The organism is Bacteroides sp. ET225, assembly GCF_024733745.1.
Taxonomy (GTDB): Bacteria; Bacteroidota; Bacteroidia; order Bacteroidales; family Bacteroidaceae; genus Phocaeicola; species Phocaeicola excrementipullorum.
Genome location: NZ_JANRHN010000002.1, coordinates 93,688 through 112,033, shown reverse-complemented (window position 1 = coordinate 112,033; position 18,346 = coordinate 93,688). Strand labels below are relative to the sequence as shown.

The window sequence follows — 18,346 nt, the reverse complement described above, 5'->3', positions numbered from 1 at the left end:
TGCTGGTTAGAACTTCACTTCGGGAGCTTTCTCGCTTCCTTCTTCTGCTTCAAAATAAGGATGCTTTTCAAATCCGAACATGCCTGCAATGATGTTTTTGGGGAAGTGTCTGATGGTGGTGTTGAATCCGCGTGCCGCTTCGTTGAATTTCCGGCGTTCTACACTGATGCGGTTTTCAGTTCCTTCCAGTTGCGCCTGAAGTTCCTTGAAGTTTTCGTTCGCTTTCAGGTCCGGATACTTCTCCACGGTGACGAGCAGACGGCTCAGCGCACTTCCCACCGCGCCTTGCGCTTGTTGGTAGGCTGCCATGCTTTCAGGCGTGAGATTGTCTATGTCGATGTGTGTCTGTGTGGCTTTGGCACGCGCAGACACCACAGCGTCAAGCGTTTCCTTTTCGTGTGCGGCATATCCCTTTACTGTGTTCACCAGGTTGGGAATAAGGTCAGAACGCCGCTGGTACTGATTTTCCACGTTGCTCCATGCCGTGTTGACAACCTCTTCCTGGGTGACGAGCGAATTATAGGCAGACGCACACCACGCAACCAGCATGATGAGGACTGCTGCGATAATGATAGGGGTAATCCATTTCTTTTTCATATGTATGAATATTAGTTTCGTTGGCAAACATACATAAAAATCTCATTTTTTTCATACCTTTGCCGCTAAAATTAGAATGTTGCTATACTATATATGAAGAATATAAGGAATTTTTGCATTATTGCCCATATTGATCATGGCAAGTCGACGTTGGCCGACCGTTTGCTGGAGTACACGAAAACGATTAAGATAACCGAAGGTCAGATGCTCGACGACATGGATCTGGAGCGCGAGCGAGGCATCACAATCAAAAGTCATGCCATTCAGATGGAATATATCTACAACGGTGAAAAGTACATTCTGAATCTGATTGATACTCCGGGGCATGTGGACTTTTCGTATGAAGTTTCTCGTTCGATAGCAGCCTGTGAAGGCGCATTGCTTGTGGTTGATGCTTCGCAGGGTGTGCAGGCTCAGACCATCTCGAATCTTTATATGGCACTTGAGCACGATCTGGAAATCATTCCGGTGATGAACAAGTGTGACATGGACAGTGCGATGCCCGATGAGGTGGAGGACGAAATCATCGACTTGCTGGGCTGCAAGAGGGAAGACATTATCCGTGCTTCCGGAAAGACAGGAATGGGGGTGGAAGACATATTGAAAGCTGTTGTGGAACGCATCCCTTGTCCGACGGGGGACGAGAGTGCTCCGTTACAGGCATTGATCTTTGATTCGGTCTTCAATTCGTTCCGCGGAATCATCGCATATTTTAAGGTAGAAAACGGAGTCATCCGCACGGGCGACCATGTGAAGTTTTTCAACACGGGCAAGGAATATGATGCTGATGAGGTGGGCGTGCTGAAGATGGACATGGTTCCGCGGAGGGAGTTGCGTACGGGGGACGTAGGTTATATCATTTCGGGTATCAAAAGCTCGAGGGAAGTGAAGGTGGGCGATACGATTACGCACGTCGACCGTCCGTGTGCGGAAGCAATCGCCGGATTTGAAGAGGTGAAGCCGATGGTGTTTGCCGGTCTTTATCCGATAGAGGCGGATGATTACGAGAATCTTCGGGCTTCGCTTGAGAAACTCCAGTTGAACGATGCTTCATTGACTTTCCAGCCGGAATCGTCCTTGGCTTTGGGATTCGGTTTCCGCTGCGGCTTTTTGGGACTGCTTCATATGGAGATTATTCAGGAGCGTCTTGACCGTGAATTCGACATGAGTGTCATTACTACCGTGCCGAACGTGTCGTATATGGTGTATGACAAGCAGGGCGGCGTGCAGGAAGTGCATAATCCGGGCGGAATGCCTGACCCGACATTGATAGACCGTATCGAGGAACCTTATATCGACGCTTCCATCATCACGACTACCGACTACATCGGGCCTATCATGACGCTGTGTCTGGGCAAACGCGGCGAACTGGTCCGTCAGGACTATATTTCGGGCAACCGTGTGGAACTGCACTATAAGATGCCGCTGGGAGAAATTGTCATTGACTTCTACGACAAGCTGAAAAGCATCTCAAAGGGATACGCCTCATTCGACTATCATCAGGCTGGTTTCCGTCCGTCGAAGCTGGTCAAGCTCGATATCCTGCTCAACGGCGAATCGGTAGATGCGCTTTCTACGCTTACTCATTTTGACAATGCCTATGATTTGGGACGCAAGATGTGTGAAAAACTGAAAGAACTGATACCGCGCCAGCAGTTTGAGATTGCTATTCAGGCGGCCATCGGCTCGAAAATCATTGCCCGCGAAACCATCAAGGCTGTGCGTAAGGACGTGACGGCCAAATGTTACGGAGGCGACGTAAGCCGCAAGCGCAAGCTGCTCGAAAAGCAGAAGCGCGGAAAGAAGCGCATGAAGCAGATCGGTACGGTGGAGGTGCCTCAAAAGGCGTTCTTGGCAGTACTGAAGCTGGATTAGTCGTTTGATAAAAAAGTGCGTGAAACGCTTCTTAAGCGTAAAAGGCATAAAATACAGGGTTGCCCGTTGGCGGAGTTAAATGAATGCGTATTTAACTCTGCCGGCGGGTTTCTTGTTTTTCAATGTCTGGTACGGAATCTTGTTGGCTTTGAATCAATGCAGATAATTCAGGATGCGCACAATCATTGCAGCATTGAGGTTGCTGTCTTTATGGGCAGCGGTGTGCTGTGAGGAATTGCGGGTAGAGTGTTGTGCCTCTGCCCTTTTGGAAGAGTAGCGCTCCGGCTTTTCTCTTCGTGGAGAACTTCGGTGGAATTAGCTCAGCATGAGGATGCTGTTTTCCTTTTTTAAACATTCTGCCGCCTGTTTGGGCACAAATTGTATTTTCGTAAAATATATTAATATTTCTTTGTTGTTGTTCACAATGAAAATTGTCTGCTTCCTATGTTATATTTTTGTGGACTTTTTAATAAAACTAAAGATATGAGAGTTTGTAAGGTAGTAATTTTAACGCTGGTCGTTGGCATGGCGGAAGGATTTGCATTTCCTTCCACAGTTGCAGCCGGTCAGTTGAGGTGGTTTAAGAAGAAAAAGAAGGAGTCGACGGAACAGGTACAGAAGGCATCTCCCTACGAGGATCTTGTGAAAGGCAGCAAGGTTTCAAAAGGAATGTTTTCGGTGTACCAGAAAGGGAATGACTATTATTTTGAGGTTCCGGTTTCCTTGTTCGGAAAAGAAATGCTGGTGGTGAACAAATTGCAGCGTGTGCCTTCTGAGTTGAATGAGGCGGGTGTGAACCGCGGAGTAAACTATGAAAATCAAATGGTAAGTATCGAGTGGAATAAGGCGGACAACAAGCTCATGTTTCGTCAGCGCCGTCCGCTTCCTCTTGTTTCTCCCGAAGATGCGATCAGCCAGTCTGTGAAAGACAATTTTATTTCTCCGCTGATTGCGGGCTTTAAGGTTGAAGCTGTCAATGAAGATTCTACGGCAGTGGTCATTAAGGTGAATGATATTTACGACGGCACGGAAACCAGCATCAACAATGTGTTCACCAATATTAATCTGGGAACTTCTGCCATCAAGAATCTTTCGCGGATCTTGTCGGTCAAGTCGTTTGCGAACAATGTGGTCGCCACATCCGAACTGACAACCAAGGTGACCGAGGGGACAACCAGTGTTTATGTGACGGTTGAGGTAAGTTCGTCGTTGCTGTTATTGCCGGATGTGCCAATGCAGGGACGTTTTGACAATCAGAAGGTGGGGTATTTCACAAATCCGCTGCTGAGTTTCAGCGACCGCCAGCAGGGAACGGACAAAAAGCATTTCATCACTCGCTGGCGGCTGGAGCCGAAGCCGGAAGACCGCGAGGCTTATCTTTCCGGCCAGTTGGTGGAGCCGGCCAGACCGATTGTTTTTTATATTGACAATTCTACGCCTTATCAGTGGCGTCCTTATATAAAGAAAGGAATCGAGGAGTGGCAGGCTGCTTTTGAGCAGGCAGGATTCAAGAATGCGATTCAGGCCAGGGAGATGTCAGACAGCATTGCTATTGACGCAGATGATGTGAACTACTCTGTGGTGACATACGCGGCATCTGAAAAGAAGAATGCGATGGGACCGTCGATACTGGACCCGCGTTCGGGAGAGATTCTTGAAGCTGACATTATGTGGTGGCATAATGTGTTGTCGATGGTGCGCGAATGGATAACGGTGCAGACAGGAGCCGTTTGTCCGGCAGCGAGAAACGTACAGTTGCCGGATTCGCTGATGGGCGACGCAATCCGTTTTGTGGCTTGTCATGAAGTGGGCCACTCTTTGGGACTGCGTCATAACATGATGGCGTCGGCTGCCTTCCCGACCGATTCTTTGCGGTCTGCCACATTCACTTCGCGGATGAACTCAACATCTTCTTCCATCATGGACTACGCCCGTTTCAATTATGTGGCGCAGCCGGGAGATGGCGTAAAGGTGCTTTCGCCTCATATCGGTCCTTATGACAAGTTTGCGATAGAGTATGGTTACCGCTGGTACGGGAAGAACTCTCCGGAAGAGGAAAAAGACCTTTTGTATGACCTGTTGAGCAAATATACCGGCAAGCTCTACAAATACAGCGAAGCACAGGATGTGAGGGATGCAGTAGATCCCCGTGCGCAGAATGAAGACTTGGGGGATGATCCGGTGCGTTCTTCTTTGTATGGAATCGCTAACCTGAAACGAATCGTTCCGGAGATATTGAAATGGACGACTACCGGAGAGAAGGGCCAGACATACGAGGATGCTTCCCGGCTTTATTATGCTGTCATAAACCAATGGAACAATTATTTGTATCATGTGCTGGCCAATATCGGCGGCATCTATATCGAGAACACGACGGTCGGCGACGGTGTGAAGACTTACACGTTTGTTGAGAAAAGCCGTCAGAAGGAGGCGCTTCGTTTTCTGATTGATCAGGTGCTGACTTATCCGGCATGGCTCTTTGACACGGAAGTGGGGCAATATACCTACCTGCTTCGTGACACGCCGAACGGAGTGCAGGAAAACGCGCCCGCACAGATTCTGAAGAATGCCCAGGCATATATTCTTTGGGACTTGCTGGGGAATAACAGGCTGATGCGTATGATTGAGAACGAGTATGAAAACGGAAAGGATGCGTTTACCGTGGTTGAAATGATGGATGAACTTCATAGAAGCTTGTTTGGAGTGACTGAGAGAGGGGGAAATCCGGATGTGATGGAACGTTCGTTGCAGAAGAATTTCCTCGATGCCCTGATGACTGCCGCCGCCGAACCGGAGGCCGTGAAAATCAACAAGAAGCTGGCTGGAGGCCACTGCCTGTTTGCTTGCGGTGAAGCAGAGTGTTCAGATGGAGAGAGCGATGAACGGATGGGTGCTCCCCGCGTGCTTAATTTCTACGGAAGCCAGCTTACGCGGATTTCGGATGCGATATCGGTGAAGCGCGGAGAATTGCTGCGTATCAAGAAACTGTTGCAGAAACGCCTTGGAACATCGGATATGGCGGTGCGCTATCATTATGAGGATATGATTCTGCGCATCAATACGGCGTTGGGTATCAACTGATTATTTTTTTTCTTTAACTGCTTGATAAATTTATGACTAAAAAACTTTTTGGCATTTCATTATGCCTTCTGATCAACTTGTTCGCCAGGGCGTATGCCGGCGACCGTATTGTGACCGGAGTGGTGATTTCCGGTGAGGATGACCAGCCGCTGGTAGGTGCATCTGTTTATGTGCCTGCAGAGGAGCTGAAGAGAGTGGGTGATAACCGGACGGTTGTAGCTACTATAACCGATATTGACGGAAAGTTTTCTCTGTCTGTGCCGGATAAGGTGACTGGATTAGGTTTCAAGTATATCGGATTTGAAGATCTGCATATAAAGCTGAAGGAAGGCAAAAACGATTATCGGGTAATCTTGCAGCCAATGTCGCATATGTTGGAAGACGTTGTGGTTACGGGATACCAGGAGTTGGAACGGCGCAAACTGACGGCAGCCATTTCAAAGGTGGAAGTGACCGAGTCGATGGTGGGAGCTTCTACAAGCATTGACCAGGCATTGGCCGGTCAGATTGCCGGTGTGTCGGTGACCAGCGTTTCGGGTGCTCCGGGAGCGCCAGCCCGCATACGTATCCGCGGTACGGCTTCACTGAACGGAACCCAAGACCCGCTTTGGGTGTTGGACGGCATTCCGCTGGAAGGAACGGACATCCCGGCCATGGACGCGAACAATGCCAACGATATTGTCAATATCGGCCAGTCGTCTGTTGCCGGCTTGAGCCCGAACGACATCGAGAACATCACTATCTTGAAAGATGCAGCCGCTACGGCCATTTATGGAGCGCGTGCGGCAAACGGTGTCATCATAATCACGACGAAGAGAGGACGGACCGGCAAGCCTGTCGTCAACTTCAATACCAAGCTGACCTATACGCCGAATCTCGACACTTCGCGATTGAATCTGCTGAATGCCGATGAAAAGGTAAATCTGGAGCTGCAGCTTATGAAAGAAAAACCTTTCCTGATGTGGGACATTATAGAATATCCCGTATTCAGGGAAAAGGGCGAGGTGGCCGCTATCCTGAAGGCGAACGACGAGCTTGCGCTCTACCGCGAACAGGGATGGGACGCGCTGAGCCCTGAAACGCAGGAGGCGATCAACCGGCTGAGGGGAATAAACACAGACTGGAACGACATCCTTTTCCGTGATGCCGTTACGCAGGAATATAACTTCAGCATTTCGGGCGGAACCGAAAAGGTGACGTATTATAACTCGCTGGGATATACCATAGAGAACGGAAATGTGCCGGGCGTGAGCATGAAGCGTTTCAATCTGACCAGCAAGACTTCCTATCAGGTGAACAAGATCTTGAGGCTGGGCATCTCGGTGTTTGCCAACCGGCGGAAAAACACTTCTTTCGTGTCGGATACGTACGGACTGATCAATCCGGTGTATTATTCGCGTATAGCCAGCCCTTATTTCCAGCCGTTCGACAAGGAAGGAAATTATCTGTACGACTACGATGTGCTGGAGGGCAGCGAGCGTGACGAGAAGCAAGGATTCAATATCTTTGAGGAGCGGGCCAATACCGGAAACGAGTCGGTGACTACCGCCATCAACTCGATCTTCAATGTAGACTTGCGCTTCAATGACCAGTGGAAGGTGTCGTCGCAGGTAGGCGTTCAGTGGGACCAGCTTGCGAAAGAGGAGTATGTGGGCAAAAATACATACAACATGCGCAACCAGCGTGAAAACAACACTTACTATAAGAACGGTACGCGCATCTACCTCATACCGGAAGGAGGAATGCTGCGGAATACATCCAGCACGACTTCGCAGATAACCTGGAAGCTTCAGGGAGAATACAAGAATACGTTCGGAAACATTCATGACGTGCAGGTGATGGCCGGTTCGGAAATCCGCAAGAACTGGCTGGAGAACACGGCATCAACCGGGTATGGCTATGATCCGAAGACGTTGACGTTCCAGAACATCGTGTTCCCCGACGAGAGCCGTGCAAACGACTGGAAGCTGAAAAGCAAAAGCTATCAGGAGAATGCTTTCGCTTCGTTCTACGCCAATGGTTCGTATACGCTCATGAACCGTTATACGTTCGGGGCCAGCGTCCGTCTGGATGGCTCTGACCTCTTCGGGGTGGACAAGAAGTATCGCTTCCTTCCCATCTATTCGGCCAGTGCTCTGTGGAGAATCTCCAACGAAACTTTCATGCAGGAAGCGAAATGGCTGGACAATCTGGCCCTGCGCTTTTCATACGGTCTGCAGGGAAACATCGACAAGAACACGTCGCCCTTCCTTGTAGGCATTTACGACAATGTGAGTCTGCTGCCCGGATTTGGAAGCGAGCAGTCCATTGCCATCAACAGTGCGCCGAACAGCAAGCTGAGATGGGAAAAGACCGCCACGTATAATGTGGGGCTGGACTTCTCTGTGCTGAACCAGGCGATCAACCTGAGCGTAGACTATTATCACCGGAAAGGAACGGATCTGATCGGATCGAAAATGCTGCCTCTTGAAAACGGGTTCAGCACCATGACCATAAACTGGGCAAGTATGCGCAACGAAGGTGTGGAAGTGAACCTGCAGACACGGAACATTGCAACGAAAGACTTCTCATGGTACACGACCTTCAACTTTGCATACAACCAGAACGAGGTGCTGAAAGTGATTACGGAGAAAGATCAGACAACGCCGAGTCTGGAAGGCTATCCGGTAGGAGCGATTTTTGCCTTGAAAACGAAAGGAATCGACAAGGAAACCGGGCAGATTCTGCTGGAAGACAAGCAGGGAAATGCCGTGACCGTGGAAGAAATGTTCAAGATGACGGATACCGGAGCGGGTGACGCTTCATACAACATTGGAGCTACCGTGGAAGAGCAGAGGGATATGTATACCTATGCAGGAACGACAGACGCGCCGTATACGGGCGGATTCCTGAATACATTGTCGTACAAGAACTGGGAGCTGAACATCAACTTCTCGTTCAACTTCGGGGCGCATGTACGCACTTCTCCCAGCTATTCCATCACAGACTTTGACCTGGGGCGCAACGTAAACCGGGATATTCTCGACCGCTGGACGCCGGAAAATCCGAACGGCACGCTGCCTGCGCTGGCAACACAAAGAACGAATCCGGCCGACTATTACCTGTTCAATTCGAGAAGGGACATCTATAATTCGCTGGATATCTGGGTGAAGAAACTGAACTACGCCCGCTTGCAGAACCTGCGCCTGGCTTACCGCCTTCCTTCCGAATGGACTCACAAGCTGCGCATCGGCGACGCAACCGTTGCGATCGAGGCGCGCAACCTGTTTGTCATCAGCAGTGACTACAGCAATTATATGGATCCGGAATCGATGGGCAACCTGTATTCCACACCGATACCGAAGTCTGTGACTTTTAATTTGAATCTTAACTTTTAACGTATGATCATTATGATGAAGAAACTATACCAGACAGCATTCTTGGCCGGATGCCTGTTTTCATTGCCTGCCTGCGACTCTTATCTTGATATACAGCCGGTAGGGAAGGTCATTCCGAGCACGCTCGAAGATTACCGTGCGCTGCTTGCCACGGCTTACGACAAGAAAATGAGCGACCGGGGCGTTTGTGAGCTGCGCACTGATGCCGCTTTCGTATCCGCCAGCAGCAGTTATGATGTCAATATCTACCAGGATATCGAAATCTGGAACGATGTGAATCCGGGAGCAAGCACCCGCCAGTTCGGCTGGTCGGATTATTACAGCAACATCTATTATGCGAATGCAATCATTTCCAAGCAGGACGAAATTGCTGACGGAAGCCCTGAAGACGTGAACCAGCTGGTGGGAGAAGCCTATATGATGCGCGGATACATGCATTTCCTGCTGGTCAATCTTTACGGAGAGCCTTATACGAAAGCGGGAGGACCCGAAAGCAAGGCCGTTCCCTTGAAGTGGGACATGGATCTGGAGGGAACGCCCGGGCGTGTCACGGTGAAAGAAATCTATGATGCGGTGCTTTCGGACATAGCGCGCGCGAAGACGCTGATGAGCAAGGATATATGGGAAACCCAGTATATTTACCGCTTTTCTTCACTGGCGGCCGAGGCTCTTGAATCGAGGGTATACCTTTATATGGGCGAATGGGAAAAAGCATACCAGGCTGCGGAACAGGTGCTGAAAGTGAAGGCTGACCTGGTTGACCTGAACGCTTCGGGCGGAGATACGCCGAAGCTTCCCGGCGAATTTGATTCGGCCGAAATGATCAACGCCTACGAGATTATCTGCGGCGAATCGAATGCTCCTTCAATAAAGGTGGCTCCTGCTTTTGTGGAGCGGTATGAAAACGGGAAGGATCTCCGCCGGGCAACGTACTTCTCGCAAAACGATAACGGCAATTACATTTCGGTGAGGGGAGGAAAATCGCAGTACAAATGCTCTTTCCGCACCGGCGAGCTTTATCTGAATGCGGCTGAAGCGGCTGCGCGCCTTGGCAAGTTGCCCGAAGCCCGCGAACGCTTGCTCCAGCTGGTGAAGAACCGCTACACGCAGGCCGGCTATGAAGAGAAAGCGAGGGCGGCAGAAGCGATGGGCCAGGAGGAGCTGGTTCAGGAAATACTGGACGAGCGCATGCGTGAACTCGCTTTCGAAGGCCATTATTGGTTTGACCTGCGACGCACTTCGCGCCCGAGGATTGAAAAGGAAATCGGCGGCAAATCGTATGTGCTGGAGGAGAACGACTCGCGCTATACGCTGCGCATTCCCCAAGACGCCATCGATGCCAATCCGGGACTTCAGAACTGAATGTCTTTCTGCTGAAGAGCCGTACAAGTCTTTTTAGGGGAGCGACGTAGTTGAAAGGCCAGGTCTGGGAACCGTGTGTTCAGCTTTTGTGCATGAACGCTGTGTCCCCGCGCCTGGCTTTTTGAATGCCGCCGCTCCCTTTTTTATGCCTGCTTTCCTTCTGCTCCGGGAGCCTTTACATAAATCCGGTGGGAGCCTTTCCCTTTGGTTCCGATGTCTTTTCTGTTTGTTTCGAGCCATTTGCGCAGTTCCTTGCTGGCTGTGGTCCGGCTCAGCCCCACCAGTCTGGCATAGTCGCTTACGGTCATCATGGCATGTTCGGAGAGAAACCGCTTTGCCATATCCAGCCGTTGCTCGGGCGTATATTCAGAAACATGGAGCTTCGACTTCTTCGGCGCCCGTTCCAGTCGGCAGTGCAGGCTTGTTTCTTGAACCAGTTCTTTTGCCGGCCTGAAGTTTACCGACCTTATTTCGATGCTTTCCGCATTTCTTCGTGTCCCTTCTCCATCGGGCGTTTCCCTTTCCTTGCCTTTTTTCAGAGTCAGCGAGGGGGTGAACGTGCCGATTCCTTCGAGTTTCACCGCGTGTCCGCCAGCCATTTCTCTGGCCATTCTCTGGGCAAGCTGGCCGATGATTCCCCGTATCTCTCCCGTGCTGAACGTGGTTTCTCCGGCTATCATTCTGGCCAGTTCGTTGGTTCCGCAGCAATCCTGCATGACCATTTTCGGATAAAGCAAGGTTTCTCCTTCTTTCCTGAGATTCTTCATCTCCTGCATCGTATACTTCGCTGCCATGGTGTTTTGTTTGTTTTTTCTTGTTGGACAATATGTTTTGCAATGCGGTTTCTGCATTCCGCGGTGTGGTTTGTATAAACGGCATCGTGGTTTCTGCATTCCACATTGTGGTTTCCAGTTTCGTTTGCGCAAGGACCGGCTTTGCGCCGGAAAGGCAGAGATTCTGTCTGGCTTTTGTCCGGTTTCTGCTTGGGCCTGCCGGCGTATTAAGCGGGGCCTGTATTTCTGCTGATTCCATATTTAAGTAATCTGCTGTTTGGCATATTGTCCATCGTGTTCCGCTTGTTTTAGCAGTTTTTAATTCGATTTTCTCCGTGAACGTTACCAACGAAACAATTTTTATGTTACATTTGCTCCTGCATTGTAATGTACGGTTTGCAAAATGGCTGACAAGATAAAACATCTCGGTATTGTGGAAAACATAAATGGCTCTTGCCTGAAGGTAAGAATCGTGCAGACATCTGCGTGCGGATCATGCGGCGTGAGAGGGCATTGCAGCGCGGCCGATGCGAAAGAGAAGTCGGTCGACGTTATCAATGACAAGCAGATGGAATGTCGTGTAGGCCAGCAGGTTATGATTGAAGGAGCGTCGTCGCTGGGACTGAAGGCTGTGGCATGGGCTTTTGTCTGTCCTTTTCTGGTTATGCTTGTTTCGCTGTTTGCGGCCATGAATTTCAGTGGAGGCAATGAGCCGTTGTCGGCTTTGGTGGCTTTGGGGATGCTTGCGCCTTATTATGCAGGGCTTTATTTCTTCCGGAACCGTCTGAAGCGGACTTTCGTTTTTACCTTAGAGTCAATAATCAATTAATAAACTAACTATCTATGAATCTGATTTTGGTGGCAGTGATTTCATTGGGCGCTATAGGACTGGTTTCTGCGGTCGTCTTGTATGTGGCTTCCAAGAAGTTTGCCGTGTATGAAGATCCTCGAATAGGCAAGGTTGCTGAAGTGTTGCCGCAGGCCAATTGTGGCGGATGCGGCTATCCGGGATGTTCCGGATTCGCTTCAGCTTGTGTGAAGGCCGGTTCGCTGGAGGGAAAACTGTGTCCGGTCGGAGGGCAGGCTACAATGGAGAAGATTGCGGCTATCCTCGGACTGGAAGCTGTGGCCGCAGAAGCCAAGGTGGCTGTAGTGAGGTGTAACGGGACATGTGCCAACCGTCCCAGGCTGACGGTATATGACGGTGTGCGCTCGTGTGCGGTGGCCAGCTCGACTTACGGCGGGGAAACCGGATGCACGTTCGGCTGTTTGGGATGCGGCGATTGCGTTGCGGCATGCCAGTTCGGAGCCATCCGGATGAACGCTGAAACGGGCTTGCCCGAAGTGGACGAAGCGAAGTGCACCGCTTGCGGAGCCTGTGTCAAGGCTTGCCCGCGCAGCATCATCGAGCTTCGGCCGAAGGGGAAGAACAGCCGGCGGGTGTATGTCCGTTGTGTCAACAAAGACAAAGGGGCTGTAGCCAGAAAGGCTTGTGCGTCGGCTTGTATCGGTTGCGGAAAATGTGTCAAGGTTTGTCCTTTTGAGGCCATTACGCTGGAGAACAACCTGGCGTACATCGATCCGGCCAAGTGCAAGTCGTGCCGCAAGTGCGAGATGGAATGTCCGCAGGGAGCGATTGTTGCTGTTAATTTCCCTCCGCGCAAAGCGAAGGCTGCGGCAGAAGACGCGCCCGGCCAGGCAGAAAAAGCGCAAGTAAACTGAATCAAGAATTTAAACAAGAATAACTGTGAGAACATTTAGAATAGGCGGAGTTCATCCGGCAGAAAACAAGCTGTCGGCAGGCAAGGCCATCCGTGAGGCAGGGCTTCCCGGACAGGCTGTCTTTCCTCTGTCGCAGCACATCGGCGCTCCGGCTGTGCCCGTCGTGAAGAAAGGCGATGCGGTGAAGGTAGGCACGAAGATAGCCGAAGCGGGAGGCTTTGTTTCGGCTGCAATCTTTTCGTCGGTTTCCGGAAAAGTGAACAGAATCGATAATGTGGTTGACGCGAGCGGTTACCGCAAGCCTGCCATTGTCATTGATGTGGAAGGCGACGAATGGGAGGAAGGCATCGACCGAAGCTCTGCGCTGGTCAGGGAATGCAGCCTTTCGGCTGAAGAAATCGTTGCAAAGATAAAGAATGCGGGAGTGGTCGGTATGGGCGGCGCATGCTTCCCGACTCATGTCAAGCTCACTCCTCCTCCGGGATGCAAGGCAGAGTATGTGATAATCAATGGCGTTGAATGCGAACCGTATCTCACCGCCGACCATCGGCTGATGCTCGAAAAGACAGACGAAGTGCTGGTAGGGGTGAGCATCCTGATGAAGGCCGTGAAAGTGGACAAGGCTTATATAGGGATTGAAGGCAACAAGCCCGACGCAATCCGGATTATGACTGAAAAGGCGGCCGGCTATCCGGGCATAGAGGTTGTTCCCTTGAAAGTGAAGTATCCTCAGGGAGGAGAGAAGCAGCTGATAGATGCCGTCATCCGCCGGCAGGTTCCTGCACCTCCTGCAATTCCCGTCAATGTCGGGGCGGTGGTGCAGAATGTGGGTACGGCTTTCGCCGTGTATGAAGCGGTGCAGAAGAACAAGCCGCTGATCGAACGTGTTGTGACGGTGACCGGCAAATCGCTGGCCGAACCTTCTAACTTCCTGACGCGGCTCGGCACGCCGATGAGCCTGCTGATTGATGCGGCAGGCGGACTTCCGGAAGATACGGGAAAGGTTATCGGAGGCGGTCCGATGATGGGAAAGGCGCTTGCCACAATTGAAGTCCCTGTATGTAAGGGCAGTTCGGGCGTTTTGATAATGAACCGGAAAGAGGCCGGACGGACGGCTCCGCAGCCTTGCATACGGTGCGCCAAGTGTGTCAGCGCGTGCCCGATGGGGCTGGAGCCTTATTTGCTGGCTACGTGTTCGGCGCATGGCGACTGGGAGCGTGTGGAACACGAAATGATAATGTCGTGCATCGAGTGCGGGTCGTGTCAGTTTACTTGTCCTTCCCACCGTCCGATGCTCGACTATATCCGGCTGGGAAAAGGAAAGGTGGGCGGAATCATCCGCGCACGCAATGCGAAAAAATAATAGAAGAATCTTATGGCAAATAAATTGATCGTATCTTTATCTCCCCACGTGCATGGCGGCGACAGCGTACAGAAAAATATGTACGGCGTGCTCATAGCCTTGGTTCCTGCCTTGCTGGTGTCATTCTATATGTTCGGGCTGGGAGCTGTAATCGTTACGCTGACATCAGTCATGGCGTGCATATTCTTTGAGTGGGCAATAACCAAGTTCATTCTGAAGCGTGAGCGGACCACGATAATGGACGGGTCGGCTGCGGTGACAGGAATCCTGCTGGCATTCAATCTTCCTTCAAACATCCCTTTGTGGATCATTGTTGTCGGTGCTTTGGTGGCTATCGGCATAGCCAAGATGACGTTCGGCGGACTGGGCTGCAATCCTTTCAATCCGGCTCTGGCGGGACGTATCTTTCTGCTTATTTCGTTCCCCGTGCAGATGACGTCGTGGCCTGTGCCCGGCCAGCTTGCCAGCTATACCGACGCCGAAACTGCCGCCACTCCGCTTTCGCTGATGAAGCAGGCGGTTCATGGCAATGCCGGCGCGTTGGCCCAGCTGCCGGACAGCCTGGATCTGTTCTTGGGAAACAATCCGGGATGCATCGGCGAGATAAGCGCGCTTGCCCTGCTGCTGGGCCTGGCCTATATGCTTTGGAAGAAGATTATCACCTGGCACATTCCGGTGTCGATTCTGGCAACGGTGTTTGTCTTTACGGGGCTGATGCATTTGGCTGACCCGACGACTTACGCCTCGCCCTGGGCTCATCTGTTTACCGGAGGACTGATGCTGGGAGCCATCTTCATGGCAACCGACTATGTGACTTCTCCCATGACCCGTAAGGGGATGGTAATCTATGGCATAGCCATCGGCTTTCTTACCGTGGTTATCCGTTTGTTCGGCTCTTATCCGGAAGGAATGTCGTTCGCGATCTTTATCATGAACGCTTTCACTCCGCTGATCAATACATTCTGTAAACCTAAACGTTTTGGGGAGGTAGTGAAAAAATGAAAAAGCTTGATTCCTCACTGAAAAACATGCTCCTGTCGCTGACCGGTTTTTCTGTGGTCGCGGGGGCGTTGCTGGGCTGGGTCAACAATGTGACCGCAGGTCCTATTGCCCAGGCCAATGCCAAGGCGCTGAGCGATGCCATCGCTCTGGTCGTGCCCGGCTTTGACAATAACCCTGCCGAATCGCCTGAAGAGGTGGAAGTCGGAGGGACAATGTATAAGATATACCGCGCTACGAAAGACGGAAACTTTATCGGTGCGGCGGTAGAAGCCTCGGCCGGCGGTTTCGGAGGTGCCCTGACGGTGCTCGTCGGGTTTGATGCCGAAGGAAACATCATCGACTATTCGCTGCTGGCTCATTCGGAAACTCCGGGGCTGGGATCGAAAGCTGCCGACTGGTTCAAGAAAGGTGGAAAGGGTGACATCACGGGGAAGAATCCGGGAGAATCTCCGCTCAAGGTAACAAAGGATGGCGGAGATGTTGATGCCATAACTGCTTCTACCATTACTTCGCGTGCCTTTCTTCAGGCTGTAAACAACGCATACGCTGTGTATATGAAAGGAGAGGTGGATGCCTCAAGCGGAGCTTCGGGCCAGGTTGAGGAGCCTGTAGAAACGGAAGCAGATACAGACGCTTCGAGCGGAGCGACGCAGCCGTCGGAAGGCGGTGCCGGAACCGGCAAGGGAGCGGATGCTTCGAGCGGAGCGACTTTGTATGCCGAGCCGTCGGAAGGCCATGATCCGATAACTTCAGAACAGAAAGGAGGCAGCCATGAATAATCTGAAAGTCTTGCTCAATGGGATGATTAAGGAGAATCCTACATTCGTCCTTTTACTGGGTATGTGTCCTACGCTGGGAACCACATCGTCTGCTCTTAATGGCATGGGGATGGGACTGGCCACGATGTTTGTGCTTATCTGCTCGAATGTGGTGATATCTGCCATCAAGAATCTGGTGCCGGATATGGTCCGCATTCCTATTTTCGTGGTGGTGATAGCCGCATTTGTAACGATACTGCAGATGGTGATGCAGGCCTATGTGCCCGGACTGTATGCTACGCTTGGCTTGTTCATTCCCCTGATTGTGGTCAACTGCATCCTGCTGGGACGTGCCGAAGCTTTTGCCTGCAAGAATGGTCCGGTGGCTTCTTTCTTCGACGGGCTGGGCATAGGCCTGGGCTTTACCGTCGCTCTGACTCTTCTTGGAAGCGTGCGTGAATTTCTCGGCACGGGCAAAGTGTTCGGCCTGGCGATTGTTCCCGAAAGTTATGGAATGCTGATTTTTGTGCTGGCTCCGGGTGCTTTCATTGCTTTGGGCTATCTGATAGCCATCGTGAACCGTTTGAGAAAATCCTGACTTAAAAACGTTGCATTATGGAATACGTACTGATATTTATTACCGCAATATTTGTAAACAACATTGTCCTGTCGCAGTTTCTTGGCATTTGTCCGTTTCTGGGCGTATCGAAGAAAGTGCAGACGGCAATGGGAATGGGAGCGGCGGTGGCTTTCGTGCTTACCCTGTCGACTATCGTCACGTATGTGATACAGAAGTTTGTGCTCGATCCGTTCGGACTTGCTTATATGCAGACGATAGCCTTTATTCTTGTGATAGCCGCACTGGTGCAGATGGTGGAGATTATTCTCAAGAAAGTGTCCCCTGCGCTGTATCAGGCTTTGGGAGTCTTTCTGCCGCTGATCACTACGAACTGCTGCATCCTGGGCGTGGCGATTCTGGTCATTCAAAAGGACTTTGATCTGCTTACAGGTGTTGTCTATGCTTTCTCCACGGCCTTGGGCTTTGCTCTTGCACTGATTGTGTTTGCCGGTATCCGCGAGCAGCTCAGTCTGGTGAACATACCGAAAGGAATGCAAGGCATGTCTATCGCATTGATAACCGCGGGATTGCTGGCTATGGCCTTTATGGGGTTCTCCGGTGTAGACAAGGGGCTTGCCGTATTGTTCGGGCTTGGCTGAATGGCCTGAAAAACAGAGGGAGGATTGAAACGCTGTCTGAAACTTAAATAAACTATATTCAACTCACTTTTTTTATTAATCAGGCGGTTTTCTCAATCCTTTTTCTTATATTTGCTCTAACATAAATAAAAAACTCATTATAATACACAATATACAAAAAAAACTTTGGTCATGAAAAAAAGAATTCTTGTAACTGGCGGAACTGGATATATCGGTTCGCATACTGTAGTTGAACTGCAAAATAGCGGATACGATGTAGTAATCGTGGATAACTTGTCTAATTCGCGTGCGGATGTCGTAGACAGTATCGAACAGATTACCGGTATTCGTCCGGCTTTTGAAAAAGTTGACTGTCTGGATTATGAAGGGCTTGACAACGTTTTCGCCAAATATCCGGGCATTCAGGGCATCATCCATTTTGCAGCCAGCAAAGCTGTCGGCGAGTCTGTTCAGAAACCGCTGTTATATTACCGCAACAACCTGGTATCATTGATTAATATACTTGAGCTGATGCCCAAGCACAACGTAAAGGGAATCATATTCTCTTCTTCATGCACGGTTTATGGCCAGCCCGACAAGCTGCCTGTAACTGAAGATGCTCCGATCAAGAAAGCTGAATCTCCTTATGGCAACACAAAGCAGATTAACGAAGAAATTATCCGTGATACGGTTGCTTCGGGTTCTCCGATCCATGCTATCATGCTTCGTTACTTTAACCCGATCGGTGCGCATCCTACAGCTTTGATCGGCGAATTGCCTAACGGCGTGCCGCAGAACCTGATTCCGTATCTAACCCAAACCGCAATGGGCATCCGCGAAAAGTTGAGCGTGTTCGGTGATGACTATGATACTCCTGACGGCTCCTGCATCCGCGACTATATTTATGTAGTGGATCTGGCCAAGGCTCATGTGATTGCCATGAACCGTATCCTGGAAGACAAGCAGAAAGACAAAGTTGAGGTGTTCAATGTAGGTACCGGACGCGGAGTTTCTGTGCTCGAACTGATCAATAAGTTCGAAGAAGCTACTGGCGTGAAATTGAACTATCAGATAACGGGCCGCCGTGCAGGGGATATCGTGAAAGTTTGGGCTGATCCGACTTATGCCAACACGGAGTTGGGATGGAAGGCTGAGGCTACACTGGAAGACACGTTGCGTTCTGCATGGAAGTGGCAGGTTCATCTGCGTGAAAAAGGTATTATGTAATTTATATTTTGT

Annotated in this window: 14 protein-coding genes; 12 read left to right on the top strand and 2 right to left on the bottom strand. The window is 50.7% G+C overall.

The annotated features are described in order from the left end of the window. Nucleotides 1-6: 6 nt before the first annotated feature. The gene (locus NW212_RS01445; protein ID WP_258336878.1) at nucleotides 7-597 is read right to left on the bottom strand and encodes a LemA family protein; all 591 of its coding nucleotides are present in this window, start codon (nucleotides 595-597) and stop codon (nucleotides 7-9) included. Nucleotides 598-690: 93 nt separating this feature from the next. On the opposite strand from NW212_RS01445, the gene lepA reads away from it, so the two are divergent. The 4 genes from lepA (at nucleotide 691) to NW212_RS01425 (ending at nucleotide 10,292) form a co-directional block, all read left to right on the top strand. Next, entirely contained in the window at nucleotides 691-2,472 is a 1,782-nt protein-coding gene (lepA, locus tag NW212_RS01440; protein ID WP_258336877.1) for a translation elongation factor 4, read from the top strand. A 525-nt stretch (nucleotides 2,473-2,997) separates the two neighbouring features. Beyond that, a complete protein-coding gene (locus NW212_RS01435; RefSeq protein WP_258336955.1) occupies nucleotides 2,998-5,553 on the top strand; it encodes a zinc-dependent metalloprotease in 2,556 nt (851 codons plus the stop codon). Nucleotides 5,554-5,585: 32 nt separating this feature from the next. Next, nucleotides 5,586-8,930, top strand: coding sequence for a SusC/RagA family TonB-linked outer membrane protein (locus NW212_RS01430; protein ID WP_258336876.1), 3,345 nt, complete (start codon nucleotides 5,586-5,588; stop codon nucleotides 8,928-8,930). Nucleotides 8,931-8,942: 12 nt separating this feature from the next. After that, entirely contained in the window at nucleotides 8,943-10,292 is a 1,350-nt protein-coding gene (locus tag NW212_RS01425; protein ID WP_258336875.1) for a RagB/SusD family nutrient uptake outer membrane protein, read from the top strand. A gap of 143 nt (nucleotides 10,293-10,435) precedes the next feature. Here the strand turns inward: NW212_RS01425 and NW212_RS01420 are convergent, their stop codons facing one another. Then, nucleotides 10,436-11,086, bottom strand: a complete 651-nt coding sequence (locus NW212_RS01420; RefSeq protein ID WP_258336874.1) for an HU family DNA-binding protein — start codon at nucleotides 11,084-11,086, stop codon at nucleotides 10,436-10,438. Nucleotides 11,087-11,498: 412 nt separating this feature from the next. Between NW212_RS01420 and NW212_RS01415 the strand changes: the two genes are divergently transcribed. The 8 genes from NW212_RS01415 to galE all read left to right on the top strand — a co-directional run bounded on the left by NW212_RS01415 (nucleotide 11,499) and on the right by galE (nucleotide 18,334). Further along, the gene (locus NW212_RS01415; RefSeq protein WP_375337933.1) at nucleotides 11,499-11,894 is read left to right on the top strand and encodes a SoxR reducing system RseC family protein; all 396 of its coding nucleotides are present in this window, start codon (nucleotides 11,499-11,501) and stop codon (nucleotides 11,892-11,894) included. Nucleotides 11,895-11,908: 14 nt separating this feature from the next. Continuing rightward, on the top strand, nucleotides 11,909-12,787 hold the full coding sequence (locus NW212_RS01410) for a Fe-S cluster domain-containing protein (protein WP_258336872.1): 879 nt from the start codon (nucleotides 11,909-11,911) through the stop codon (nucleotides 12,785-12,787). A gap of 25 nt (nucleotides 12,788-12,812) precedes the next feature. Then, nucleotides 12,813-14,150: an electron transport complex subunit RsxC gene (gene rsxC, locus NW212_RS01405; RefSeq protein ID WP_258336871.1), complete on the top strand. Its 1,338-nt coding sequence runs from the start codon at nucleotides 12,813-12,815 to the stop codon at nucleotides 14,148-14,150. 12 nt (nucleotides 14,151-14,162) lie between these two features. Then, entirely contained in the window at nucleotides 14,163-15,152 is a 990-nt protein-coding gene (locus NW212_RS01400; RefSeq protein WP_258336870.1) for an RnfABCDGE type electron transport complex subunit D, read from the top strand. Beyond that, nucleotides 15,149-15,931 (top strand): RnfABCDGE type electron transport complex subunit G, encoded by a 783-nt coding sequence (locus NW212_RS01395; RefSeq protein ID WP_258336869.1) that lies wholly within the window; start codon nucleotides 15,149-15,151, stop codon nucleotides 15,929-15,931. Before NW212_RS01400 ends, NW212_RS01395 begins: the two co-directional genes overlap by 4 nt. Then, entirely contained in the window at nucleotides 15,924-16,508 is a 585-nt protein-coding gene (gene rsxE, locus NW212_RS01390; RefSeq protein ID WP_258336868.1) for an electron transport complex subunit RsxE, read from the top strand. Before NW212_RS01395 ends, rsxE begins: the two co-directional genes overlap by 8 nt. 17 nt (nucleotides 16,509-16,525) lie before the next feature. Beyond that, nucleotides 16,526-17,128: an electron transport complex subunit RsxA gene (rsxA, locus tag NW212_RS01385; protein ID WP_258336867.1), complete on the top strand. Its 603-nt coding sequence runs from the start codon at nucleotides 16,526-16,528 to the stop codon at nucleotides 17,126-17,128. Nucleotides 17,129-17,299: 171 nt separating this feature from the next. After that, nucleotides 17,300-18,334 (top strand): UDP-glucose 4-epimerase GalE, encoded by a 1,035-nt coding sequence (galE, locus tag NW212_RS01380; protein ID WP_258336866.1) that lies wholly within the window; start codon nucleotides 17,300-17,302, stop codon nucleotides 18,332-18,334. Nucleotides 18,335-18,346: the final 12 nt, after the last annotated feature.